Below are 24,444 nucleotides of genomic sequence, written 5' to 3' on the forward strand. Positions count from 1 at the left end.
AGTACTACTGCTAAGATAAGTACTCAAACGTTAAAGATAGACTAAGTCGCGTAATTTATAGGGAAAAACCTAAGCATGAAGGATGCAGCCATAAGCACATCTCAAATAAGCTTGTTACAGCAAAAACTCTATACCGCCAAGCAGGCATTAGAGGAGATGAACGAAGAGCAAAATGAAAAGCTGCACATCCTCATGCAATTTATTGGTCAGCTCAGCCTTGCTTGTAAAGGGCAGAACTTAGAGCTCGATAATAAACTAGCAAAATTACGTCATAAATTGGCTAACTTTAGCCAAGTTGAAGACTCCCTAGTCGATCTTAACGAAGCCGATACCATACTTAAGCAGCAATACGCTCGTATTATGCTTCAGCTCGAAGATAGCCGTCAGGCGTTGGCTAAAATGGTTAGCCAAATTCAACGTATTGAATCTCTTCCTAGCAAATTAAGACTCGAAATTTCTTATTTTAAGAAAGAACTGACTAAGCCACTGCATACTTATTGGGACTACATCCCTAAAGTCGAAAAGGTCGTTAACTTTTATGATGAAATCTTAAAAGAACAACTAAACCTCGGCGAGCAATTTGAGATCTTACCGCGTCATAGGCAATCCGCGCACGAACTAGCACAGCTACTATCTGAAATAGAATTCAGAAAAGAGCAACGTGAACAAATTGCACAGATAAAAAAGTCATTAACAGAAGATTTTGAGCTAACAACACTACTTGATGCTTATCAAGTTGTACTTGGCTTATTGTTGGATAATATTGCGCGAGAGAAAACAGCCTCACAAGAGTTTCTATTTGTACTGAATAACGCGCTAAGCAATGTACAAGATGTGGTGACAGAGTCTTACAGCCACTCTGTAAAAAGTTTTCAGGTGAGTAAACAGCTTAATCGCGATATTAACGGCCAAGTCGATAACGTTGGTGAAGCGGTCATTGAAGTCAATGATATCGATGAATTAAAAAATCAAATTACTAGCCATTTAGCGTCACTGCGAAAATCCCTTGGCCGCAAAGAGTTATTAGAAAATAGAGAGCAAGCCCAACTAAAACAGTCAGTAGAAGCGCTGCGCCGCGAACTCAAAGAACTAAGTAAAGAAACCGAATCATACAAAGAACGCTTATTTGAGCAACAAAAACTCAATCTACTCGATTCGCTGACTCAACTGCCAAACCGCAGTGCGCTAGAAGAAAGGATGGATATCGAGTATCGCAATTATCAGCGTACTAACCAGCCCTTATGGGTCGCTGTCGCCGATATTGATCACTTCAAAACAATTAACGACAGTTTTGGCCACAGCACTGGTGATAAAACTTTGCAAGTCATTGCTATGGCAATAAAAAACTCACTAAGAGAGTCTGAGTTCGTTGCCCGTTACGGTGGTGAAGAATTTGTTCTATTACTACCAGATATCGCCGATAGTGACATCCTTCCATTACTCAACCGCGTAAGAGAGAAAGTAAAAAGTATTCCGTTTAAGTTTAAAAATCAGCGAATTACAGTTACAGTATCTATAGGCGCAGCACAAATAATTGAAAATGAGCTCATCACAGAAACATTTGATAGAGCTGACGCTGCGCTATACAAAGCCAAAAACGAAAGCAGAGATAGAGTTATAATCGACTTCTAAGTTTCCCCTGTGTTAACACTCGTTATCACGCATGCCTTTGCGGGACCACTTAGCTATCACTGCTTAAGGAGTTGCTATGATAGTAAAAATTAGTCCCCGAGGTAGCCTAGATCAACTGTCTCAATTAGAGGTTGATCGATTAAAGCAAAATGCCAAAAGTGAGCTTTACCAGCTCTACCGCAGTTGTTCATTAGCCGTTCTTGCATCAGGCCTACAAAGCGATAATGCCGAAGGTTTATTTACCCAATTCAGCGAATTTAATATTAATGTGCTGCGCAGAGAGCGCGGCATTAAAATAGAGCTGACCAATCCTCCAGAAGAAGCCTTTGTAGATGGTGAGATTATTGCGGGGATCCAGGAGCATCTGTTTTCAGTACTTAGAGATATTGTCTACATCAACGATAAATACGACAACCTCAAGCATATCAATCTAACTAATGCTAACCATATTACTAACGTAGTATTTGATATCCTACGTAATGCACGTTCGATGCCGATGTTAGATCCCAATATTGTAGTTTGTTGGGGGGGACACAGTATTAACCCGATTGAGTACCAATATACCCGCGAAGTGGGCTATGAATTAGGTTTGCGTAAGCTCGATATTTGTACCGGTTGTGGCCCTGGTGCCATGGAAGGGCCAATGAAAGGTGCCGCGATTGGCCATGCTAAGCAACGTGTTAACCATGCTCGTTATATCGGTTTAACTGAGCCGAGTATTATTGCTGCCGAGCCACCAAACCAGATTGTAAATGAACTAGTGATTTTACCGGACATTGAAAAACGCCTAGAAGCTTTTGTTCGCTTGGGGCACGGTATTATTATCTTCCCTGGTGGTGCTGGTACCGCAGAAGAACTATTGTACCTACTGGGTATTTTACTTAACAAAGATAATCAAGATATTCCCTTCCCATTAGTGCTAACGGGCCCTAAAGAAAGCGAAGAGTACTTTTTGCGTATTGATGAGTTTATTGCGGCGACTTTAGGTGAAGAAGCTCAAAGTAAATATCAGATTATTATTGATGATCCAGCAAAAGTTGCGCGAATTCAAAAACAAGCGATGGAAGATATTAAAAAGTTCCGTAAAGACAACGGTGACTCATACCAATATCAATGGTCGTTAAAAATTGAACCCGAGTTCCAGCTACCATTTGAACCGACCCATGAAGTCATGAGTAACTTAGATCTGCATTTTCAAACTAACAAAGCTGAACTTGCAGCCAACCTACGTAAAGCGTTTTCTGGTATTGTGGCAGGTAATGTCAAAATGGACACAATCAAAGCTATTGAGGCACATGGTCCTTTTGAGCTTAAAGGCGACCCTAGGCTAATGGGGTTGATGGATGAACTGTTAAGCGCTTTTGTATCTCAGCAACGAATGAAGCTACCAGGTAGTGCTTATGTGCCCTGTTACAAAGTGATCAAATAACCTGAACCTAGGTTAATTTAAACGGTATTAAGATAAACAATTAGATGAATAAATTTCTCATTATAGATGGCATGAACTTAGTGCGGCGCATTCACGCCGCACAGCCTAATGAATCGGATGTATCTGGATTGAAAGAGCGAGTGAATGGTGCATGCCGCAAACTCATCAAGTTCCATCAGCCAACTCATGCAGCAATAGTGTGGGATGGAAATGCCGTTTCTTGGCGTAAAGCCCTATATGAAGATTATAAAAAAGGCCGTAAGCCAATGCCTGAAGCATTAGCGAATACCTTGGCAGATCTAAAAAATTATCTCGCTGAAAACCAGATTAATTCTATAGAGGCTGAGTCTGAGGCTGACGATGTCATTGCCACCCTAGCCTCAAAGCTTGCGAACATCAATGGTGAAGCCATAATAGTATCCACCGACAAGGGCTTTAGCCAGCTAAATAATCCAAATATCAAACAATGGGATCATTTTAGTCAAGCTTACCTAACCATAGAAGATATGGAAGCAAAGCTTGGGATAGAAAGAGCGCAACTCATTGACTATCTAGCACTTGCTGGAGACAGTGGTAACAAGATCCCTGGCGTCCCCGGAATCGGCCCTAAGTCAGCAGTAGAGCTATTGAAAATTTTCCGCTCGCTGGCGAACATTTATAACTCCATTGATAAAGTTGGTTCAAAACAAGCCAAAAAGCTGGAAGCTGGCAAACAAATGGCCCGCCTGAGTTATAAACTTGTGCAACTGCAATTAGATATTCCTTTAAACGTCAATCTAAAGCAGTTTAGATTAGAAGCGTAACAGCCAAGTTAGCTTTACACCTGTTAACATAAAGTTGCATTTATAGCATTTACCCTCACGCATTCAAGTAGTATCTTTACCCTATTAAAGGAAATGCGTGAAGGAAGCACTATTCCGATGAAATCAAAACTCCCCGTAATCATCATTAGTATCTTTGTCACTTATGTCGCGTTTGTTGCTGTGATCATGGCAACTTACGACCCCAGCCCAGACGAAATGGATTGGGAAGATAGGCAAGCTTATAACCTCGCTCAAATGAGTGAAGTAACTTTAGGCCAAAGTATCGAAGAGATTAAATCATTATTCGGTAAGGCAGACTTTTCTGAGGCTAAACTCTCCCAAGAAAGTCAGCTACAAGTGCTCTTTTACCGAACTCACCATAAAGAGTCTGATGGTGAAACTACAAAAGAAGAATGCACCCCAATGTTATTTAAACAAGGTAAGCTTATTGCGTGGGGTGAGGATACCTATAAACAATACCTAGCAAGCTCTATTGATAGCTAAGCTATCAGTCTGACCGCATTAAAAAAGCAGTGCACAAGGTCACTGCTTTTTTATGCTTGTGTCGTTTAAATAACTCCGCTAAACGAGTTAACCAAGAACCTTAAATGCCCCCTGTAAGCCTTCTACCGCCATCTGGGTACCGATCACAGCTAGAATAAGTCCCATCATTCGAGTGATCGCTCCTAGCGCTGCGCTTCCTAAATAGCTGACCAAGCGACCACCAAAGATAAAGAACACATAAGTGATAACACACAGTACCCCGAACGAACCAATAGTACTAATGAGCTCTGGCGCGCCACCAGCTGCAGTATAATTCATCGCTGTTGCGATAGTGCCTGGCCCCGCTAAGATAGGCAGAGCTAAAGGTGATACAGCAACACTCAGTTTTGCTTCAAGAGATTCATCTTCAGGCTTATCTTTGTCATGGTGCACAGAAGATTGGTTGCCTTGTAGCATATGAAAGCCAATTAGAAATACCAGTAAGCCGCCTGTGATCCTAAAGGCGGATAGTGAAATACCAAATAAATGGAAGATAAACTGCCCCGATATAGCAAATAAACTAATAATCACAAAAGCGATAATTAATGCTCTAAAAGCGATTAGCCGAGTAGTCTTTTCATCATACTCTGAGGTCAGCCCTAAAAAAATTGGTACGTTCGCAATCGGATTCATTATGGCAAAGAAGCCCATAAAGACGGCCCCGACATGCATCCATATCCCATCCATGTATTATTTCCTTTGATTTGAGTCGTTCAGTTATAGATTATGCAGATATCTCATCCTATTACGACCCTTGAGCCACATCAATTAATTATTTTACACTGCAATTTACATATACAATGCTTTATCTTAGGTAGCAGATTTACATTATCGAATGATGGGATTGAATTATTTGAAGAGCTGTCCTTTCACTTTTCACCGCTCCCTACGTCACTCATAGGCAGCAATGGGCTTATGACTCTTAAAGTAAAAAAAATGCCGGATACAATATCCGGCATTTAGATGGAATTATGAAGTTTAACCTGCTTTTTTAAACTCAGTATAAGCTTCGCCTTCGCTTAACCATTTAGGTGCAGGTTCACCTTTTAGGTAATGATCAAAATATTGCATCATACGAATACTGTAATCTAACTTATTAGGGTACTTCTTAAGGTGATGCGGCTCATCTTCATACTGCAAAAACACCACGTCTTTTCCGGCACGACGCATTGCCAAATACAGCTCAACACCTTGTTCCCAAGGCACCGCATCATCTTTATCACCAAACATAATCATCATAGGTGTTTTAATACGTTCAACGTAAAACACCGGAGAATTCTCTATGTACTTCTGTGGTGACTTAAATAAACTTTCACCAATACGACTTTGCCCTGTTTCATACTGAAACTGCCTTGCTAAACCACTACCATGGCGAATACCACTATAAGCACTGGTCATATTAGATACAGGAGCACCAGTAACCGCCGCTTTAAAAATATTGGTTTTAGTCACGGCAAATGCCGTTTGGTAGCCGCCCCAAGAGTGACCTTGAATCCCTACTGCTTGTGGATCTGCAATCCCTATATCAACTAAATGCTGCACACCGGACGTCAATGCCTGTACTGAAGAATCACCAGGATAGCCCACTTCAAAACGAATATCAGGTAAGAAAATCGCGTAACCATTATCTGCAAACCATGCAAAATTAGGGCGGTGATTAATCTTCATCTGCGGAAAAGCATGCAATCTGTCGCTCATAAAGCGGTAGAAATACACCAATACCGGATAGCGTTGACCTTCAACATAATTCGTCGGCTTGATCAACACGCCATCTAATGGTTTACCGTCGCCATTAGTCCAATGTACAAGTTCAGACTGGCTCCAGTTAAAGGCGTCACGCTGTTTATCTAAATTCGTTTGACGCGTCGCATCTTGCGGGGCGCTATAACTAGCAGTGTAAAGATCTGGGAACAGATCATACTGTTCTTTTGAATAAACTATCGTTCGTGCATCCTTACTACGTGCGAGTAACTTAAGTTTATAGTCGCCATCCATTAATGGCTTAACCCCTGCAACGCCAACTTGAGCTTGATAAAACCCATCACCTTTAGTGACATCACTGTAGCCATGAAGTAACACTTTCTCGTCGTTTTTCAGCACAGCAGGCTTATTCTTATCTTCAACAAGTCCAGTTACACGATACTGAACTCCGTGCTTACGACCTTCACCAGCGGTTAGCGTGAAAGCATCATGTGATATGGTATTTACTTGCCAAATATCATATTTGTCATAAATTAATAACCCAGCATCACCTTTAATCCAAGGCCCTACTCCATAGCTTGGAGCATTTGAAGGATAATCATGATCTTCATTGGCAAATGACACGCCTAAGCTCTTAGTGATATTAGTCCGTCTATCTTGGGCTACTTCATAAAGAAACACATTGCCATGTAAATAGTAAGCAACAAATTTTTCGTCAGGCGATAACGTTGGTTCTTCTGAGCTGCTTTGCTGACTCAAAAGTGGAATTTTACGTCCGGTATTTAAATCGACTAAGTAAAAGTCACGGTAAAACCCAGCCCAAGTGATCATCTTACGGTAAGGTAAATCAGAGCTTGCAATCACAAAGCGTTGTTGCTGCTGAACCTCTACATCGGGAACATTAAGGTCACCAAGCTGAACTAAATTATTGCCATTAACATGCAATACCGCGAGATAAGTGCGCTTCATCTCTTTTTTATATTGCTTGATCTCATGTGGCTTAATCCGAGGATCATCCCCATGCCAAATTTTCAAAGCTCTTCCTGAAGTAATAACTTCTTTATCGAACAGGTCAGCTTCGTTTTCTACTTTAGCAATTTCTAGTTGTTGACTAACTTGAGGTACGCGGCCAAAGAACAAACGTTGGCTATCATCGGAAAAACGTAACTCAGCATAACGATTTAATGTCCAATCATCTGCTATTGGCGCTGCAATAACTTGATTAGTTTGCAAGTTAAGTAACGATAACTGATATTCGCGGCCATACGGCTCAACTTTAGCATTGCCATAGGTAAAGCCTAAATATTTACCATCATCACTTAATGCCACGGAACCGACTTGCTGCTGTTTAAAACTCTTAACTATCGTGGCTGTATCGTTGGCAAGCTTAACAAGTCTAAGCTCATGCTTATTAGTTTCGATATTATTTATTGCAAGCGCAAAATGTTGACCTGACTTATCAAAGTTCATGGCCGTAACATCTTTAAATTTAGTTGATTTCAACCCATTAAGTGAAACAAGTTCAACTAATGTGCCTTTGTCAAAATCATCGACTTTTATGTCGCTTTTACTATTTTTAGCGCTATCTACCGATTTTTCATCTTTTTTCTTATCTTCAGCTTCAAACCAAATAGCCAAGTGGCTACCTGTCTCATTGAATTCAAAAGATTTAACACGATCAAAACGTATTTCTTTGCCCGTTGTTGTATCTAATAAAACAACACCAGACTTTAATTTTTTCTTAGCTTTCTTATTAGCCTTCTCAGAGTCAAGTAAAGGCACTGCATCAACAAAAGCAACAAAGCGGCCATCATGGCTCACTTTTGGCTTGCTGGCTCCTTTTACACTAAACTGTTTATTGGTCGTTAAGCTTTTAACTAAACCATGGCTGTCTCCACGGTCTGGCTTAACTTCAACAGCTAGCATATTACCAGTATCTGAAATAACAGGCTTTTTAAGCGATTCAAATCGCATGATATCGTCGGGTGTAATGCTATTCGTAGCAGCCATGATGTTTGCTGAAAGCAAACTGGTCGAAAACAGCAATAATGACTTTATTGGTAGTGACTTCAAGGTCTTCCTCATTATTATTTTATTAGACTAAAGTAGACTTTTTAAGCTTCTGGCGAACAATCATCGTCATAAGCGGTAATTTATGCAAGTTACCCTACAGAAAAAAACGTGAGATTGCTCACTATTTACTGTGAAAGTTGTTTAAAAGTGTTTAAAATACGTCGCATAAAAAGAAAATATATCGAGTTACTTATCATGCCTCGTGGCATGGTTAGACAATTGCAGTAACGCCTAACCCTGGTAGGACTATACATGACAAAAAGAACTATAACCGTTATCCCTGGTGATGGGATTGGCCCAAGCATTATTGATTCAGCCCTTAAGATTCTTGATAAAGCAGGCTGTGATTTTGAATATGAATTTGCGGATGCAGGCCTTGTAGCTTTAGAAAAGCACGGTGAATTATTACCTCAGCGCACATTAGAACTTATCGAAAAGAACCGTATTACCTTAAAAGGCCCGCTAACAACACCTGTTGGTGAAGGTTTTACTTCAATCAACGTAAGCCTACGTAAGCAATTTAGCTTGTATGCAAACGTGCGCCCTGTTTTGTCGTTTAAAGGCACTCAAGCTCGTTACGACAACATCGACATCATCACGGTACGTGAAAACACCGAAGGTATGTATTCAGGCCTAGGCCAAACAGTATCTGATGATGGTGCAACTGCAGAAGCGACAAGTATTATTACTCGTCAAGGCGCTGAGCAGATCACGACTTTCGCTTATGAGCTAGCTCGAAAAGAAGGACGTAAAAAAGTCACTATCGTCCACAAAGCTAACATCATGAAGTCAACTTCAGGTTTATTCCTGAAAGTTGCACGCGAAGTCAGCTTACGTTACCCAGACATCACTACTGAAGAAATGATTGTTGATGCAACTTGCATGAAACTGGTAATGAACCCAGAAAACTTCGATGTGATTGTTACTACGAACTTATTTGGTGACATTTTATCAGACTTATGTGCTGGTCTTGTTGGCGGTCTAGGTATGGCTCCTGGAGCCAACATCGGTAGCGATGCAGCAATCTTTGAAGCGGTACATGGCAGTGCGCCAGACATCGCAGGTAAGAATCTTGCAAACCCAACATCAGTTGTTCTAGCATCAATCCAAATGCTTGAGTATTTAGGCATGTCAGATAAAGCGGAGCTTATCCGCAGTGCTATCACCGCAGTAATTGAAGAAGGTGACCGTACAACGCGCGATCTTGGCGGTACTCACGGCACAACTGATTTCACTCAAGCAGTGATCGAGCGTTTATCATAATCTAATCACCTGAATTAGTTCAGGCCATTAAATAAAAAGACCCCATGTTTTCACATAGGGTCTTTTTTTATCTGTAATCGATTAGCATTATGACTATCTTGCTATATTTACCAAGGCTGACTTGGACGTAAGCAAAGGTGCACAGTCACTTCATCACGGTCATGGTAAAGATGCTTAGCGGCAATAGAGAAATCGTCCACGCCATTTTCTTTTAAGATCTCGGCCATGGTCTCAAGAATCGTTGAAACTTCTTTATAACGCGCTTTCATCGGCAGTTTAAGATTGAAAATAGACTCTTTAAACCAACCATTTATTGCCCAAGCCTCAATTAGCTCAGCAACACGTGATGGCTTTTCAATCATGTCACACACCAGCCAAGTAATGTTCTTTCTTGGTGGCTCAAATCTAAAACCGTCTGCTTGGTAATGCTTTACCTGTCCAGTATCCATTAGGCCTTGATCCATCGGACCATTATCAACTGCAGCAACAAACATACCGCGGCGAACAAGCTGATATGTCCAACCGCCTGGGCAAGCACCAAGATCGACCGCTTTCATACCGCTGCTTAGACGCGTTTCTTGCTCTTCTTTAGGAATAAAGTGAATAAAGGCCTCATCAAGCTTTAAGGTTGAGCGACTTGGCGCGTCAGCTGCAATCTTAAGTCTTGGGATCCCCATAAAATAAGGAGAGCTATTGTTACTTAATGAGTAACCAACATAAGCTTGACCTGAAGCAACAAAACATACGTGAATAATTGGACGCTTCGGGTTTTCCTTTTCAAGCAAAGTACCTGACTTTTTCAATCCTTGGCGTAGCGGCACAGTAAACTTACGGCAGAAGTTAGATAACTCTTTCGCTTCGTTGGTGTCAGGAGTTTCAACACGCAACTCACCCGCTTTGTTTACTTGGTTTAAGGCTTCAACGATTGGGCCAATTCTATCTTGCTCAGGTAAACCTTTAAGCAACTCTTTTGCTGCAAACATCTGTCTGGCAAAAATAAGTGAGTCTAGGCTGATATTTTTCGCCAGAACTTCAGCATCACCGGCTTGAAAGCACTGAAAAATGACGTAAGCATCATTGGTATTGGTTTTTACAAAACCACCAATATCGAGCTCCGCCGCGCGCACTTGGATCTCTGCTGCGCAATCTTTTTCGTAACCAGCACGGCAAAATAAAAATAGGTTTATCATTGAATTTCCTGAAGATAAAATAATATCAATCGAAATGCCTGTCATAAATTAACGAATCAGGCTTTCAAAAGCATAGCGTGTAAACAGCTTGCATTATTGAAAAGTTGATATAAAAAAGCGGCCAACAAAGTTGTTGGCCGCTATTTTACACTGTTCAAGCTTAGCTGTGTACTGTCTAATATTTAATTATCAGCGTTCAAGCACAAACATAAGCCCACATCGCACTTAATCGAGTTCTTTGACTCGATTACGCCATACTGCCACTGCAATAAATAGCCAACCAAGCAAGAAACACACACCGCCTATAGGCGTCACAGGACCAGTCCACTTGGCGCCAATCAACGCATACATATACAATGATCCAGAAAATAAAATCATACCCGCAATAAACATATAACCCGCCCAATCCAATAAGCGAGATTTTAGCCAGTGACCAGCAAAAGCCACTGCGATTAACGCAAAGGTATGGTAAAACTGATATTCAACACCTAAGTTAAAAATCGCAATCAACTCAGGTGGAGCAACATTCTTTAAACCATGAGCACCAAATGCCCCTAATGCTACAGCAATGAAACCGCTTAACGCTGCAAGCAGCAAAAATCCATTACGCATTAACCCTCTCCCCTTTAAATCAACAGTAAAAGATATTCAAACCCGCAAAAAATAACGGGTTAAACCTGTGCTATAAATTCTTGAGCTACAAAAATAGCCTTATCTAGGTTAGCCTCTAAGCTAGTGCCTGACGACTTTCGTGGCTTAAAACTATGATCGCCATCGATTAACCAATGTAACTGCACTTTGTTCATAACAGGCCAAGTTTCAACCAAGCCTTTATAACCAAACTTATCCCGCTCACCTTGAATGACTAATATAGGGGCTAGGCACTGCTCTATTGGCTCAAGACGAGCCTCACCACCGCTAAGTGGAATAAAGGGGTAACCTAAACATACTACGCCATCGACAGCCAAACTTTCAGCCAATATCGCGGACATGCGCCCACCCATAGACTTACCAACAAGAAATACACGTTTTGGCTGAAACTGCTGCTTTAAAATACTCAACTGTAGCGCGTAATCAGCAATGAGCTTTGGCGCTCTATCCGGTGGACGACGTTTTCCGTCAATCGCATTAGCGCGCATATAAGGAAAGTTAAACCGCACGACTCGAGTAGAACTCGTTGCCAACCCTTCTGCCATCGTTGTCATAAATTCATGATGCATATTCGCACCAGCGCCATGGGTCAACACAATAAGCGTGTCTATCAATTCTTCCGAGTGATCATCTTTCGTTTTGCTAACATCAATTAGAAATTGCTCAGTATCGAAAACTAAATCACCGTCAGATAACGACGCTACCGCAGAACTTAGCTCACCATCAAGATAAGCTTGTTTTAGCTTATCCTGTAAGCAACTCACTACGTGTCTCCTCTTCAAACATATCTAGCATCCACTCTCTGAACGCTGCCACTTTACCGATTTCAGCGTGATTTTGCTGACACACTAAGTAATATGCATTTTTACTGACTAAAACTTCAGGGAATGGACAAACAAGGCGACCCGCCTTAATATCCGGCCTTGCAAGTACACTGTATCCTAGCGCCACACCTTGGCCGTGAGCCGCAGCCTGTAATACTAATGAAGAATGACTAAATATTGGACCTTGGTTCACATTAATATCAGTAATTCCACATTGCCTAAACCAAGCCTGCCAATCTTGACGGCTTGAATCATGTAAAAGAGTGTGATTTTTAAGATCGCTTGGCTTTTCTAATGGCTTAGGGCCGTTAAGTAATAGCGGTGAACAAACCGGAATAAGTACTTCATTTCTAAGCTTGTCAGCACGCATGCCTTGCCAGTTACCCATACCGTAATAAATAGCGACATCGACATCATCAGTTAATGAGCCATCTTCATCATCAACCGCTTTAATTCGTACATCAATCTCTGGGTTTTTCTCACTAAACTTAGCGAGTCTTGGCACTAGCCACTGGATCGCAAAGCTAGGCGAGGTGGCTACTGTAAGCGAACCAATAGCACTTCGAGCAAGCAGTCTATCGGTAGCATCAGCTAGCTGGGTAAAGATATCTTTGATATCGAGAAAATAGCTCTGCCCTTCTTCCGTTAGTAGTAAAGAACGGTTCTTTCGACGGAATAATTTTAATCCGAGATACTCTTCCAAAGCCTTAATTTGATGACTAACTGCAGCCTGGGTTACAAACAGTTCTTCGGCCGCACGAGTAAAGCTCAAATGCCTAGCTGCTGCCTCAAATGCCTTAACTGCATTTAGGGGAGGTAATCGTCTTGCCATAGTGATCCAGATCCCGATTTTTAATTAGTTTTTCTAATGGGTATTGTTACATTTTATCGTTTGTAAAGGCCAGCCATTTTGGTCAAAATCTGCGCCAACAAAACGATATTAGTTGGACAGCCTCTACGACGTAAATGGGGAATGTCTAACAACCCGAATATAAGCCTGGAGGCTACCGCGTATGTTAAACCTTAAATCAGTACTTGTTATTGCTACTCTTAGCCTATCAGCAACCGTAAGCGCTGACGAAACCAACATTGATACCAAAGATGTTGAAGCAACACTAACAGCTAACCTAGCAGAAAGCATGGAATTAATGCAGTCTCAGTTAACTTCTGAACTTAATACTATGCTAATTACTGATGAGCAAAAGAAGAACGAAGAAGCAACAGCTAAAGTAATGCTTGCTGACTAAAAGCGTTTTTAAGGCTTTCTTAAAACCACCTAATAGGTGGTTTTTTTGTATCTAATACTCGGCACTTTTAAACTAACTACTAGCGTGAACATACAAAAAAGGCGACTCAAATAAAGTCGCCTTTGTCATACTTAAACTAATCAGCCCTTAACAACGGGCATTAAGGACGGTAGACCTTAACATTCGCGTAACCTTGCTCTTGCAGATAAAGTGCTTGTAGCTTACTCATTACACCGCGGTCGCAATACAATAAGTAACTCTTGTCTTTATCTAGATCAGCAAATTGAGTCGCCAACTTGTAGAAAGGAATCGCTTTCACTTCAACACCATCAACTTCTAAAGGAGACTTCTCTTCCTCTTCTGGTGCTCGGACGTCAATAATAACTTCACCCGCGTTAATCGCATCTACTGTTTCTGTTTCAGTGATTTTAGTATCCATCTGCGCAGCAATCTCCCTAATATCGATAATTTCAGCATCGGCAATCACGCGATCAAGTAGGTCTTCTGAGAACTTAGCCTCTTCAGCCTCTACTTTTGATAAAACTGCTTTAACCGTTGGCTTTTGAGAAATCACTCCACAATATTCAGGAATTGACTTAGCAAAATCTTCAGTACCGATTTGACGGCTTAAATTGATAATATCTTGCTTGTCCATAGCGATAAGTGGACGCAAAATTAACTGCTCAGTACAACGATCAATGACATTTAAGTTAGTCAATGTTTGGCTAGATACCTGCCCCATTGCCTCACCTGTTACCAGTGCTTGAATACCCATTTTCTGTGCAACACGAGCTGCAGCTCGCATCATCATACGCTTTAGAACCACACCCATTTGGCCATTGTCTACACGTTCAAGGATCTCTTGCACTACAGGATCAAAAGGTACAGAAATAAACTTAACCTTATGCGATTCACCGTACTTCTGCCATAAGTGGTAAGCCACCTGCTTAACGCCTATCTCGTGTTGATCGCCACCTAAGTTAAAGAAACAGTAGTGAGTACGAGAGCCACGCTTGATAAACTGATAGCTAGAAACACCTGAGTCAAAACCACCAGAGATCAAAGATAATACATCTTCTTGGGTGGCCATAGGGAAACCACCAAGACCTTCGATACGCTTATCAACAAGATAAAGATTGTCATTTTCAATCTCTAGGTTAACAGTCATATCAGGATCTTTTAAGCGTACACCTGCAGCGTCGGTAAACTGGTTTAAACCACCACCAACATAACGCTCTACTTCAATTGAATTAAAGTCATGCTTACCAGCACGCTTTACACGTACGCAAAATGTTTTACCTGCGAGTTCTTCTTTATAAACAGCTAGAGTTTGCTTATAGATATCATCAACAGAGGTGAAAGTACTTACACTTACTTGCAATACGTGGGCGATACCTGGAATACAAGCTAAACGTTCACCGAAAGCTTCAACCAGATCAGGTCTATCATCTGGCACCATAACCATGATTTTGTCCCACTGGCGCTGCACTTTAGCAGTCTCGTCGACCTTTTTAAGTACGTTACGAATGTTGGTTTCAAGCATTTTGGTAAAACGCATTCTTACCGGCTTGCTTTTCATCATGATTTCAGGGAACAGTTTTACGATAAATTTCATTGGTCTTCCGCGAGGAGTTGTTTAAACAGCAATTAACCGATTATAACAAGATAGCGTAGCAATTGCGTATATCCATTCTCAGTTTGTCTCGACAAAATAGTAAATATTCTGCCCAAAACCGGCTTAATAAGCTAAATGAGCACCTCAAAAACTAAAACACGCAATTAAGTTTCCCTAATTGCGTATTGGCTTGTACTCGCTAAGTGATTACTGACTTACTTGGATCTCATCAGATTCTTTCGCTTTCCCTTGTTCAATGGCAATCTCAACTCGACGATTACGTGCTCGGTTAGCGGCTGAATCATTTTTAACTAATGGATCTGATGACGCCATACCAACCACTTTCATGCGTTGCTGATTAAAACCTTTCACTCTTACAAGTTCATGAGCCACGGCTACCGCACGCTTACTTGATAAATCCCAATTAGAGCTATAAAGCTCATTAGAAATATTCCAGTCATCGGTATGACCAGAAACAGTCACAATGCCAGGAACGTCTTTAAGTAAATCACCCACACGGCGTACCACAGGTTTAAACCTTGGCTGTAAAAAACCTGAACCTGATGCGAAAGCCCCTTTTTCGCGGATACGAATAATGATCTGCTGCCCTAATGATTCAATTTCAATCGCGCCATCAACAATTTCTTTATTGAGCTCCTGCGCCATCTTCTTCACTTGCTCGTTAATCTTATCTTGAGCAGAGGCTTGAGTCTTAGTTGCTTCGGTTTCAGCTTGTGCTTCACTTTCGGCTTTTGCTTCGGCTTCTCTTGCTTCTACAGCCGTCGCTGATGCTTGCCCTCCACGTTGCTCGCCTCTTTGCTCTTGAATGCCGCCAGCACTAGAATCCTCGCCTTCTTGAAACTCAAGCATAGGCTCGGTCATTTCATTGGTTTGCTGGTTAATGATTTCAATCGGGGTTGGCTCTGGCTTGCCTGGTCGAAACTCTAACGCTATAACCGAGGTTCCTTTCGGGATGTCTTTCACTTCCACTTTATTTTGCACACCAAAGGCGTACTTCATTGAACCCGCAATCTGCTTGAACTTCATAACGTCCATTTCAGAAAATGCCAGTAAAAGTACGAAAAAGCACATTAGCAACGACATTAAATCAGCAAATGTTGCCAGCCACAAAGGTGCTCCGGGCGGCGGGCAATCACATTTGGCTTTCTTAGCCATCCGCTTACGCCCCGCCCAAAGTGTCTATTGTTCTTGATTTTTCAGATAGATAATTCTTAAGGAACCCTTCAATAACTCTTGGGTTTTGTCCGTCTTGAATGGCAAGCACCGCATCCATAATCAGGTTACGATTAAGCATCTCTTCATTCATTCGCAGCGATAACTTATCAGCAATAGGCAGTGCAACCATGTTAGCGACAACAGCACCGTACAAGGTGGTTAACAGTGCAACGGCCATTGCAGGACCAATCGATTTAGGGTCGTCCATATTCGATAACATGCCCACCAGACCAATGAGGGTACCGATCATGCCCATAGCAGGTGCAACATCACCAATAGATTTAAAGATGCCAATACCGGTTTTATGTCGCTCCTCAGTTAATGCGATATCTTTTTCTAGCGCGTCACGCACCACATCACCATCGTGACCATCCACCAACATATCAACCGCTTTTTGCATAAAGCTATTGCTGATCTCTGCCTCTTCCAAGGCTAAGAACCCACCTTTTCGAGCAGCGTCAGCCATAGAGATAGATTGCTCTATAAGATCTTCAGGGCGATCCAGTTTAAAAATAAATGCTTTAGCAGCAATCTTAGCGGAGCCCAAAAACTGCTTGAGGTTATATTTCATCATTACCACAAACAAAGAACCGATTAACACGATGAGAATCGATGGGACGTTAATAAAGATGGCAATGCCACCACTACTGACCATTGCCATAATAATAAAGACAAATGCGCCAATAAGTCCGATTAGGGTTGCTAAATCCAAAACTGCTCCTCAAATACAATCCGATACACTGTTACCAGTCTCGAATATCAACGGCTACATATAATGCAGGGAATAAATTAGTAGCGACAATATTACGCCTTAAGTGATACGGCAAGTGACAAGTTACCAAACATCACATCAAGCGCTATATTTTTACTATTGCAACTTATATAACGACCAAATAATCGATCTCTTGAGTGATTTTTCCAGCAAATCTTGTGCAGTTTCCGTTAAAATGGCATTTCGCTCGCAGGACGGTGTTTGCAACTATCGATAACAAGCTGATCGATAATTTGCCGACATACGTATGCTTTACTAACTCAATTAATGTGTGTTTGATATTTAAAGCGTGCTTTTGCGCAAATAGTCAACGGCTTAATTTGACCCATGTGCCCTGCTGATATACTTTGTGTACCGCTTATTTCTAGGAATGAATATTGTGGCAAAAAAACCAGAAAACCTCTCATTTGAAGATTCACTTTCCGAGCTAGAAAAAATCGTAACCGACTTAGAGCATGGTGATGTGTCACTTGATGATGCACTCAAGCAATTTGAGCGCGGCATTAAACTTGTGCGCAACAGCCAAAATAAATTAGAAAACGCACAGCAAAAAGTCGCCGTACTAATGCAAGAAGAGGGTGTAGACACTCTCAAACCTTATGATACCGAGGGTGAGTAATTGTTAGAAGAGTCACTTAAACGCTACCAGCAACGTATCAATCAACAACTTGAGTTGCGAATTGATGCGCTTGCCGATATCGAGCCAACCCTAAAAGCAGCCATGAAACATGGTGCCTTAATCGGCGGCAAGCGTATTCGACCATTTTTGGTCTATGCTATCGGCGATATGTTAGGTGTCAAACTGGCAACCCTTGACTCATGTGCAGCCTCTATTGAGTGCGTTCATGCCTACTCGTTAATCCATGATGACCTCCCTGCAATGGATGATGACGCATTGCGCCGTGGTCAACCGACTGTGCATATCGCATTTGATGAAGCAACAGCAATTCTAGCTGGTGATGCTTTACAAGCATTGGCATTTGAAATTATCAGTGACCCGATAGAAAACATTACTCCATCACAGAATTTGGCTATGGTTAAAGCCTTAGCTAATGCCTCTGGGTATAGTGGTATGTGTGGTGGTCAGGCGATGGATCTTAACGCCACCAATAAGCAAATTGAATTAGCCACATTAATACAGCTACACAAACTAAAAACAGGTGCGCTTATTCGTTGTGCAGTGGAGTTTGCCATCATCGCCGCCAAGGTTAATCAAGAAGAGCGTAAAGCGTTGCTCGACTTTGCCGATGCCATTGGCCTAGCTTTCCAAGTGCAAGATGACGTGCTCGATATTATCGCTAGCACAGAAGAGCTAGGAAAGCCCCAAGGCTCAGATACAGATTCAAACAAAAGCACCTATCCAAAGTTGCTTGGTTTAGAGGGCGCTCAAGAAACTGCGGCAAGTTTGATTGAGGACGCACTATCAGCGCTGGCTAAATTACCATACAATAGCCAGTTAATTGCAGAATTCGCCCGTTACATCATTGAGCGAAGAGTTTAATAAAGAGACAAAGAATCTCGTATGAGTTTTGATATTTCTCAATTCCCTGTGCTTGCACAGGCTAATACGCCAGATGAGCTAAGACAGCTCCCTCAAGCCGTGTTGCCACAATTGGCAGACGAACTTAGAGGTTTCTTATTGAAGTCTGTGGGTAAATCAAGCGGTCACTTCGCATCGGGTCTAGGCACGGTGGAACTGACTGTTGCACTTCATTACGTGTATAACACGCCTTTTGACAGATTAGTTTGGGACGTTGGTCACCAAGCTTATCCGCACAAAATCCTAACGGGTCGCCGTGAAAAGATGCACACCATTCGCCAAAAAGGCGGGGTGCACCCATTCCCATGGCGCGAAGAAAGTGAATACGACACTTTTAGTGTGGGTCACTCAGGCACTTCTATCAGTGCCGCACTTGCAATGGCTGTTGCGGCTGAAAAAGAACAAGCAGGTCGTAAAGTCGTTGCCGTTATTGGTGACGGTGCAATGACCGGTGGTATGGTGTTTGAAGCCATGAACCATGCTGGTGACTTACACAATGACATGCTAGTAGTGCTAAACGATAACGAGATGTCTATCTCTGAAAACGTTGGCGCACTCAATAACCACCTTGCACAATTAATGTCTGGCCGCTTCTACACCACTATTCGTGAAAGCAGCAAGAAAGTGCTTAAAGGTATGCCAGTTATCAAAGAGATGGCTAAGCGCACCGAAGAGCACCTTAAAGGTATGGTGGTTCCAGGCACTTTATTTGAAGAGCTAGGCTTTAACTACATAGGCCCAATTGACGGCCATGACGTAGATGCGCTTGTTGAAACCATGCGCAATATGCGCAACTTAAGTGGCCCACAAGTACTGCACATCATGACCAAGAAAGGTCGTGGTTATGAGCCTGCAGAGAAAGATCCAATCGGCTGGCACGCGGTACCAAAGTTTGATCCATCAACCTTTGAAAAGCCTGCAGCTAAACCATCTGATCCAACCTTCTCGGAAGTGTTTGGTAAGTGGTTATGCGACGTTGCCGAAAGAGATGAAAAAGTCCTCGCTATTACGCCTGCTATGCGCGAAGGTTCAGGGATGGTTGAGTTCTCTCAGCGTTTTCCTAAGCAATACTTTGACGCTGCAATTGCCGAGCAACATGCGGTGACTTTAGGTGCAGGCTTTGCTTGTGAAGGTTATAAACCTGTCGTCGCGATCTATTCAACTTTCTTGCAGCGCGGTTATGATCAGTTGATCCATGACGTCGCACTACAAAGATTACCGGTACTGTTTGCAATCGACCGTGGTGGTATTGTCGGTGCCGATGGCCCGACTCACCAAGGTGCATTTGATTTAAGCTTTATGCGTACAGTGCCAAATATGGTGATAATGGCACCATCTGATGAAAACGAATGTCGTCAGATGCTATATACCGGTTACTGCTATAACGACGGCCCTACAGCTGTGCGTTACCCTCGCGGTAGTGCTACCGGTGCTAAGCAAGTTGAAACCATGACAGCAATGCCAATTGGTAAAGGCTTAATCAAACGTCAAGGCAACAAAATTGCCATCCTTAACTTTGGTACCTTGTTAGCAAGCAGTTTAACCGCTGCTGAAGCGTTAGATGCCACTGTTGCCGATATGCGTTTTGTTAAACCATTAGATGTCGAACTGGTTAAAGATCTAGCAGCAAACCACGATGTATTAGTCACTGTTGAAGAGAACGCCATTATGGGCGGAGCTGGTTCTGGCGTACTAGAACTACTACAACAGCTAAAAATGCCTAAACCTGTGTTACAGATTGGTTTACCGGATGAGTTCATCAAACACGGTGCACCAGATGAAATCACCAGTGAACTTGGTTTAGATGCAGCAGGTATTCAAAAGCAGATTGAAGACTTCATTGCTTAAATAACCTATCAAATACCACAAAAAAAGGACTGCGAAAGCAGTCCTTTTTTATTGTCTATACTCAGCACTAAATGAATACAGTTATGTTTCAAGCTAAAAATTAGCCTTGAGAAACCATTACCATTGCAGGGCGCAGTAGACGCTCATTCAATGTATAACCCTTTTGCATTACCATCATGACAGTGTTTGCAGGGAAATCAGCGCTTGGCTGCATGCCAATCGCTTGATGAAGTTCAGGATTAAATGCATCGCCCTGTGGATCAACTTGAACTAAACCAAACTTCTCAACAGTGCTGACGAAACCTTTAGCGGTTAGTTCAACACCTTCGTAGATTGCTTTAGTCGCTTCAGCTTCTGCATCGGTACCTTGTAATGCACGCTCCATGTTATCTAATACAGGGAGTAATTCGTTGATGAACTTTTCTAAAGCGAACTTATGCGCTTTTTCTACATCCATTGCCGAACGACGACGAATATTATCAACTTCAGCAGCAGCTCGGATCACAGAATCTTTCTGTGATTCCACTTTAGCTTCAGCTTCTTGCAAAGCTTTTTCCAACTCTTCAACACGGAAGTTTGCTTGAGTTAGCTCATCCATTAAAGCGCCTTCATCAGTCGCTTCAACGCCATTTTCGTTAAGCAATTCGCCTTCGACGATCTCTTCAACTTGGTTATCTTGTGCTTTGTTTGTTTCGTTGCTCATTTTTGCTCCAGCTAAAAATGCTTTGTTTCTGCATGCTCTGGGCATATTATGGGGATCAAATTTAAGGTTTCAAGGCCTAAAGCTGGATCTAACATAAATTATGAGCAATACGTTTCAAACAATTGGTCTAATTGGTAAGCCCAACCATAAAGGGACGACTCAGACCTTAAAAAGGTTACACCACTGGCTAAGCATGCAAGGCTATAAGGTATTAGTCGAAGAACGCGTCGCTGGTGAGCTTGGACCTCTTGCTCAGTCGGTAGACCTATTAGAAATAGGAAAACAGTGTGACTTAGCCATCGTTGTTGGTGGTGACGGTAATATGCTTGGTGCTGCGCGAGTCCTTGCAAGGTTCAATATCGGGGTTATCGGGGTTAACCGTGGTAACTTAGGCTTTTTAACTGATTTACCTCCGGATTCATTTGAAGAAGCATTATCAAAAGTACTCGAAGGTGAATTTGAAATTGAGCAGCGCTTTTTACTTGAAGCTGAAGTGCATCGCCATGGCGAACTGAAATCTAGCAATACAGCAGTAAACGAGGCCGTACTTCACCCGGGTAAAATCGCGCATATGATTGAGTTTGAAGTCTATATTGATGACAAATTCATGTATAGCCAACGCGCAGACGGCATGATTATCTCAACACCGACAGGGTCAACCGCCTACTCGCTTTCTGCTGGCGGTGCTATTTTAACCCCTAACCTTGCAGCAATGATCTTAGTGCCTATGTTTCCGCATACACTTTCATGCAGGCCAATTGTTGTTGATGCCGCGAGTATTATCAAATTAAAGGTTTCTCCTCATAACGGCGACAACTTAGAAGTGAGCTGTGATGGCCATGTACACCTTTCTGTATTACCCGGTGATGAAATCATCATTAAACGTAGTGAAGAAACCTTAAGACTGGTGCACCCAAAAGGTCATAACTATTTTCACGTACTGCGAACTAAGCTTGGTTGGGGTAGTAAATTGTTCTAATAGCAATCAGTATAAAGATAATATCTCGCCGGTAGTCTACTTTGTGCTATCGGCAAACTTTCTCGTAGCTCTCATCTAATCAGTCCGTACATTTTCTAACATTAGCTGTTAGTAAACTACAGTTTTTACTTTGTTCAAAACTTGACGTTAAAAACAGCATCGTTTTCCTTTAAACTACTAAATCAACATAAACATTAACTTAGGTTAATAATGATAATTAAAACCGAATAGCTAAAGCCAAAATAGAGATATAGATCACACTTGCAGAGCTGGAATAGCTCATTAGTCAATATCGATTAAGAAAGTTTACGATCAAATAAAGGCTATTCTCACCGCCATCAGATACATTTTGATACCTTCTACACCTATTTTTCCTATCTCCAACCTAAAAACCATCAAACCCTAGCACTACCACCAATATTTTGAGTGATCAAGATCACACCTACACAACAAGTAAAACTGTGATCGCTCTCACTAATGGCATTATCGACCACAATTAGGGGGGAGTATGATCCAGATCATATTTGTAAAATGCTAAATCACGTTTAGTACACACCTTAATCCATTACAACTAAAAGTTAATAGGTGGATTGATAACAAAACCAAAGAAGTGAGCCACTCAAATTTAGCTATTTGAAGTAGAAATTGAAGTTAGATACAGAAATATAAATCAAACGAGGCACGCATGACCTTTATTCAACTACTCGCAAGCTTAACGCCAATTATCAGCGTAATGCTGTTTTTAGTCCTATTGCGGATGCCCGCATCTAGGGCTATGCCAATCTCCATGGTTTTTACCGGTCTTGCCGCTGTATTTATCTGGAAAATGGATACCACTTTTTTAGCCGCTTCGGTGGTAGAGGGCTTGCTATCAGCATTAACGCCGCTCACCATTATTTTTGGCGCGGTATTCTTACTTAATACCCTTAAATATTCTGGCGCAATGGATACTATACGCGCAGGCTTTACCAACATTAGTGGCGACGCCCGCGTACAGGTAATCATCATCTGTTGGCTATTTGGCTCCTTTATCGAAGGTTCGGCAGGCTTTGGTACCCCCGCTGCAATTGGTGCGCCACTGCTGGTATTGCTTGGGATCCCACCTATTGGCGCAGCAGTTGTCGCCTTAATTGCTGACTCAACTTCGGTTTCGTTTGGTGCAATTGGCCTACCAGTACTATTTGGTATGGAGCAAGGCTTAACCCAAGGTGGCGCCAATATGGCGGCCGAGCAAATCGCCCAACATGGTGGTAGTTTTGCGGATTTCGCGCAGTTTATTGCCATGCATATGATAACCATTGATTTAGTGACCGGCACGCTTATCCCGTTAACTATGGTTGCTATTCTGACGGGCTTCTTTGGGCGTAATAAGTCATTTAAAGAAGGTTTAGCAATTTGGAAGTTTGCGCTATTTGCCGGTCTTGCCTTTACTGTTCCTGCTTGGCTAATTAACTACTTTGCTGGCCCAGAATTCCCATCAGTTATTGGTGCACTTGTCGGTATGGCTGTGGTGATCCCTGTCGCTAAAAAAGGTTACTTACTACCAAAAGAGCAATGGAATGATTTTGCAGAAAATGATGGCCAAAAACGTGAAGATCTAGCCACTGAAGTTAAGTTTTCTCAGCTTGCTGCGTGGTCACCCTATTTAATTATGGCTGCACTACTCGTGTTATCACGCACAGTAGCGCCGCTTAAAGCTTGGTTATCGAGCTTTAATATCAGCTGGACCGGATTACTAGGTACTGAGTTAAAGGCGGGATTTGCCACACTGTACGCGCCAGGGGCTTTCTTTGTCCTAGTGTGTATCTTAGGTTTCTTCCTCTTTAGAATGAAGTCACCTGCGATAAAAGAATCAATCTCTGTCTCGTGTAAATCTATGGTGCCGACGATTATCTCTCTAGGTGCATCAGTACCTATGGTCAAAATCTTCCTCAACTCAGGTGAAAATGCCTCGGGTCTTGCTTCTATGCCAGTGGCGCTTGCCGATACCTTGGCAAATAGTATGGGCGCAGTGTGGGCTTGGGTTTCGCCGATTGTCGGTATCTTCGGTGCCTTCTTATCCGGCTCTGCCACTTTCTCAAATATGATGTTCTCAGGCCTACAATACAGTGTTGCCGACAATATTGGCGCTAACCATGCGCTGATTTTGGCGATGCAAGGCATTGGCGCTAACGCCGGTAACATGATGTGCGTGATGAACGTTGTGGCAGCTGCAACCGTTGTAGGCATGGCGGGACGTGAATCAGAAATTATCCGCAAGACGATGCCAGTGGCACTAGGCTATGCTTTAGTCGCCGGTACTATCGCTGCAATTTGGGGTGGCTTCTAGCCTCCTCATTGCTGAACAATAAAAAAACAAAATAATAATATCGAAAAAGCCGCATAGACTGCGGCT

21 protein-coding genes are annotated in these 24,444 nt (G+C 42.2%); 11 read left to right on the plus strand and 10 right to left on the minus strand.

The window, feature by feature from the left end:
• Nucleotides 1-75 precede the first annotated feature (75 nt).
• The 4 genes from L2747_RS08290 (at nucleotide 76) to L2747_RS08305 (ending at nucleotide 4,368) form a co-directional block, all read left to right on the plus strand.
• A complete protein-coding gene (locus tag L2747_RS08290) occupies nucleotides 76-1,632 on the plus strand; it encodes a GGDEF domain-containing protein (protein ID WP_248998599.1) in 1,557 nt (518 codons plus the stop codon).
• A gap of 76 nt (nucleotides 1,633-1,708) precedes the next feature.
• On the plus strand, nucleotides 1,709-3,061 hold the full coding sequence (gene ppnN / locus L2747_RS08295; RefSeq protein WP_248998600.1) for a nucleotide 5'-monophosphate nucleosidase PpnN: 1,353 nt from the start codon (nucleotides 1,709-1,711) through the stop codon (nucleotides 3,059-3,061).
• 44 nt (nucleotides 3,062-3,105) lie between these two features.
• Complete coding sequence (gene xni / locus L2747_RS08300; protein WP_248998601.1) at nucleotides 3,106-3,864, plus strand: flap endonuclease Xni; 759 nt, start codon at nucleotides 3,106-3,108, stop codon at nucleotides 3,862-3,864.
• 117 nt (nucleotides 3,865-3,981) lie between these two features.
• Nucleotides 3,982-4,368 (plus strand): DUF3192 domain-containing protein, encoded by a 387-nt coding sequence (locus L2747_RS08305; RefSeq protein WP_248998602.1) that lies wholly within the window; start codon nucleotides 3,982-3,984, stop codon nucleotides 4,366-4,368.
• Between the two features lie 87 nt (nucleotides 4,369-4,455).
• Here the strand turns inward: L2747_RS08305 and L2747_RS08310 are convergent, their stop codons facing one another.
• Together L2747_RS08310 and L2747_RS08315 are read right to left on the minus strand one after the other, a co-directional pair.
• The gene (locus tag L2747_RS08310; RefSeq protein ID WP_248998603.1) at nucleotides 4,456-5,094 is read right to left on the minus strand and encodes a MarC family protein; all 639 of its coding nucleotides are present in this window, start codon (nucleotides 5,092-5,094) and stop codon (nucleotides 4,456-4,458) included.
• 291 nt (nucleotides 5,095-5,385) lie between these two features.
• Nucleotides 5,386-8,181 (minus strand): alpha/beta hydrolase family protein, encoded by a 2,796-nt coding sequence (locus L2747_RS08315; protein WP_248998604.1) that lies wholly within the window; start codon nucleotides 8,179-8,181, stop codon nucleotides 5,386-5,388.
• 252 nt (nucleotides 8,182-8,433) lie between these two features.
• Between L2747_RS08315 and L2747_RS08320 the strand changes: the two genes are divergently transcribed.
• Nucleotides 8,434-9,444 (plus strand): isocitrate dehydrogenase, encoded by a 1,011-nt coding sequence (locus L2747_RS08320; protein WP_248998605.1) that lies wholly within the window; start codon nucleotides 8,434-8,436, stop codon nucleotides 9,442-9,444.
• 107 nt (nucleotides 9,445-9,551) lie between these two features.
• On the opposite strand, the gene rlmM is transcribed toward L2747_RS08320, so the two are convergent.
• The 4 genes from rlmM to L2747_RS08340 all read right to left on the minus strand — a co-directional run bounded on the left by rlmM (nucleotide 9,552) and on the right by L2747_RS08340 (nucleotide 12,941).
• Nucleotides 9,552-10,634, minus strand: coding sequence for a 23S rRNA (cytidine(2498)-2'-O)-methyltransferase RlmM (rlmM, locus tag L2747_RS08325; protein WP_248998606.1), 1,083 nt, complete (start codon nucleotides 10,632-10,634; stop codon nucleotides 9,552-9,554).
• A 225-nt stretch (nucleotides 10,635-10,859) separates the two neighbouring features.
• Nucleotides 10,860-11,246: a DUF423 domain-containing protein gene (locus tag L2747_RS08330; protein WP_248998607.1), complete on the minus strand. Its 387-nt coding sequence runs from the start codon at nucleotides 11,244-11,246 to the stop codon at nucleotides 10,860-10,862.
• A 59-nt stretch (nucleotides 11,247-11,305) separates the two neighbouring features.
• Complete coding sequence (locus L2747_RS08335) at nucleotides 11,306-11,938, minus strand: alpha/beta fold hydrolase (RefSeq protein ID WP_248998755.1); 633 nt, start codon at nucleotides 11,936-11,938, stop codon at nucleotides 11,306-11,308.
• 91 nt (nucleotides 11,939-12,029) lie between these two features.
• On the minus strand, nucleotides 12,030-12,941 hold the full coding sequence (locus tag L2747_RS08340) for a transcriptional regulator GcvA (RefSeq protein ID WP_248998608.1): 912 nt from the start codon (nucleotides 12,939-12,941) through the stop codon (nucleotides 12,030-12,032).
• A gap of 181 nt (nucleotides 12,942-13,122) precedes the next feature.
• Between L2747_RS08340 and L2747_RS08345 the strand changes: the two genes are divergently transcribed.
• A complete protein-coding gene (locus tag L2747_RS08345) occupies nucleotides 13,123-13,356 on the plus strand; it encodes a hypothetical protein (RefSeq protein WP_248998609.1) in 234 nt (77 codons plus the stop codon).
• Nucleotides 13,357-13,516: 160 nt separating this feature from the next.
• Here the strand turns inward: L2747_RS08345 and thiI are convergent, their stop codons facing one another.
• From thiI to pomA, 3 genes are all read right to left on the minus strand, one after another.
• The gene (gene thiI, locus L2747_RS08350; RefSeq protein WP_248998610.1) at nucleotides 13,517-14,971 is read right to left on the minus strand and encodes a tRNA uracil 4-sulfurtransferase ThiI; all 1,455 of its coding nucleotides are present in this window, start codon (nucleotides 14,969-14,971) and stop codon (nucleotides 13,517-13,519) included.
• A 207-nt stretch (nucleotides 14,972-15,178) separates the two neighbouring features.
• Entirely contained in the window at nucleotides 15,179-16,147 is a 969-nt protein-coding gene (locus tag L2747_RS08355; protein WP_248998611.1) for a flagellar motor protein MotB, read from the minus strand.
• A gap of 4 nt (nucleotides 16,148-16,151) precedes the next feature.
• Nucleotides 16,152-16,919: a flagellar motor protein PomA gene (pomA, locus tag L2747_RS08360; protein ID WP_248998612.1), complete on the minus strand. Its 768-nt coding sequence runs from the start codon at nucleotides 16,917-16,919 to the stop codon at nucleotides 16,152-16,154.
• A 439-nt stretch (nucleotides 16,920-17,358) separates the two neighbouring features.
• Here pomA and xseB point away from each other — a divergent pair, with 439 nt between their 5' ends.
• Genes xseB through dxs form a run of 3 tightly spaced genes read left to right on the plus strand, consistent with a single transcriptional unit; the run spans nucleotide 17,359 to nucleotide 20,367 of the window.
• The gene (gene xseB / locus L2747_RS08365; protein WP_248998613.1) at nucleotides 17,359-17,598 is read left to right on the plus strand and encodes an exodeoxyribonuclease VII small subunit; all 240 of its coding nucleotides are present in this window, start codon (nucleotides 17,359-17,361) and stop codon (nucleotides 17,596-17,598) included.
• Nucleotides 17,599-18,480, plus strand: coding sequence for a (2E,6E)-farnesyl diphosphate synthase (ispA, locus tag L2747_RS08370; protein ID WP_248998614.1), 882 nt, complete (start codon nucleotides 17,599-17,601; stop codon nucleotides 18,478-18,480).
• Between the two features lie 21 nt (nucleotides 18,481-18,501).
• Nucleotides 18,502-20,367: a 1-deoxy-D-xylulose-5-phosphate synthase gene (gene dxs / locus L2747_RS08375; protein ID WP_248998615.1), complete on the plus strand. Its 1,866-nt coding sequence runs from the start codon at nucleotides 18,502-18,504 to the stop codon at nucleotides 20,365-20,367.
• Between the two features lie 100 nt (nucleotides 20,368-20,467).
• Here dxs and grpE read toward each other — a convergent pair whose 3' ends face one another.
• Nucleotides 20,468-21,070 carry a nucleotide exchange factor GrpE gene (gene grpE, locus L2747_RS08380; RefSeq protein WP_248998616.1) on the minus strand — a complete coding sequence of 201 codons (603 nt, stop codon included), beginning with the start codon at nucleotides 21,068-21,070 and terminating at the stop codon, nucleotides 20,468-20,470.
• A gap of 100 nt (nucleotides 21,071-21,170) precedes the next feature.
• On the opposite strand from grpE, the gene nadK reads away from it, so the two are divergent.
• Nucleotides 21,171-22,049, plus strand: a complete 879-nt coding sequence (gene nadK, locus L2747_RS08385; RefSeq protein WP_248998617.1) for an NAD(+) kinase — start codon at nucleotides 21,171-21,173, stop codon at nucleotides 22,047-22,049.
• A 685-nt stretch (nucleotides 22,050-22,734) separates the two neighbouring features.
• On the plus strand, nucleotides 22,735-24,378 hold the full coding sequence (locus L2747_RS08390; RefSeq protein WP_248998618.1) for an L-lactate permease: 1,644 nt from the start codon (nucleotides 22,735-22,737) through the stop codon (nucleotides 24,376-24,378).
• Nucleotides 24,379-24,444 lie beyond the last annotated feature (66 nt).

The sequence above is a fragment of the Shewanella marinintestina genome (assembly GCF_023283845.1).
GTDB classification, from domain to species: domain Bacteria; phylum Pseudomonadota; class Gammaproteobacteria; order Enterobacterales; family Shewanellaceae; genus Shewanella; species Shewanella marinintestina.

What these genes read in the sequence shown, in the direction of transcription:
- L2747_RS08290 (WP_248998599.1), top strand. Translation starts at nt 76, where the DNA reads ATGAAGGATGCAGCCATAAGCACATCTCAAATAAGCTTGTTACAGCAA.
- ppnN (WP_248998600.1), top strand. Translation starts at nt 1,709, where the DNA reads ATGATAGTAAAAATTAGTCCCCGAGGTAGCCTAGATCAACTGTCTCAA.
- xni (WP_248998601.1), top strand. Translation starts at nt 3,106, where the DNA reads ATGAATAAATTTCTCATTATAGATGGCATGAACTTAGTGCGGCGCATT.
- L2747_RS08305 (WP_248998602.1), top strand. Translation starts at nt 3,982, where the DNA reads ATGAAATCAAAACTCCCCGTAATCATCATTAGTATCTTTGTCACTTAT.
- L2747_RS08310 (WP_248998603.1), bottom strand. Translation starts at nt 5,094, where the DNA reads ATGGATGGGATATGGATGCATGTCGGGGCCGTCTTTATGGGCTTCTTT.
- L2747_RS08320 (WP_248998605.1), top strand. Translation starts at nt 8,434, where the DNA reads ATGACAAAAAGAACTATAACCGTTATCCCTGGTGATGGGATTGGCCCA.
- rlmM (WP_248998606.1), bottom strand. Translation starts at nt 10,634, where the DNA reads ATGATAAACCTATTTTTATTTTGCCGTGCTGGTTACGAAAAAGATTGC.
- L2747_RS08330 (WP_248998607.1), bottom strand. Translation starts at nt 11,246, where the DNA reads ATGCGTAATGGATTTTTGCTGCTTGCAGCGTTAAGCGGTTTCATTGCT.
- L2747_RS08340 (WP_248998608.1), bottom strand. Translation starts at nt 12,941, where the DNA reads ATGGCAAGACGATTACCTCCCCTAAATGCAGTTAAGGCATTTGAGGCA.
- L2747_RS08345 (WP_248998609.1), top strand. Translation starts at nt 13,123, where the DNA reads ATGTTAAACCTTAAATCAGTACTTGTTATTGCTACTCTTAGCCTATCA.
- thiI (WP_248998610.1), bottom strand. Translation starts at nt 14,971, where the DNA reads ATGAAATTTATCGTAAAACTGTTCCCTGAAATCATGATGAAAAGCAAG.
- L2747_RS08355 (WP_248998611.1), bottom strand. Translation starts at nt 16,147, where the DNA reads ATGGCTAAGAAAGCCAAATGTGATTGCCCGCCGCCCGGAGCACCTTTG.
- dxs (WP_248998615.1), top strand. Translation starts at nt 18,502, where the DNA reads ATGAGTTTTGATATTTCTCAATTCCCTGTGCTTGCACAGGCTAATACG.
- grpE (WP_248998616.1), bottom strand. Translation starts at nt 21,070, where the DNA reads ATGAGCAACGAAACAAACAAAGCACAAGATAACCAAGTTGAAGAGATC.
- nadK (WP_248998617.1), top strand. Translation starts at nt 21,171, where the DNA reads ATGAGCAATACGTTTCAAACAATTGGTCTAATTGGTAAGCCCAACCAT.
- L2747_RS08390 (WP_248998618.1), top strand. Translation starts at nt 22,735, where the DNA reads ATGACCTTTATTCAACTACTCGCAAGCTTAACGCCAATTATCAGCGTA.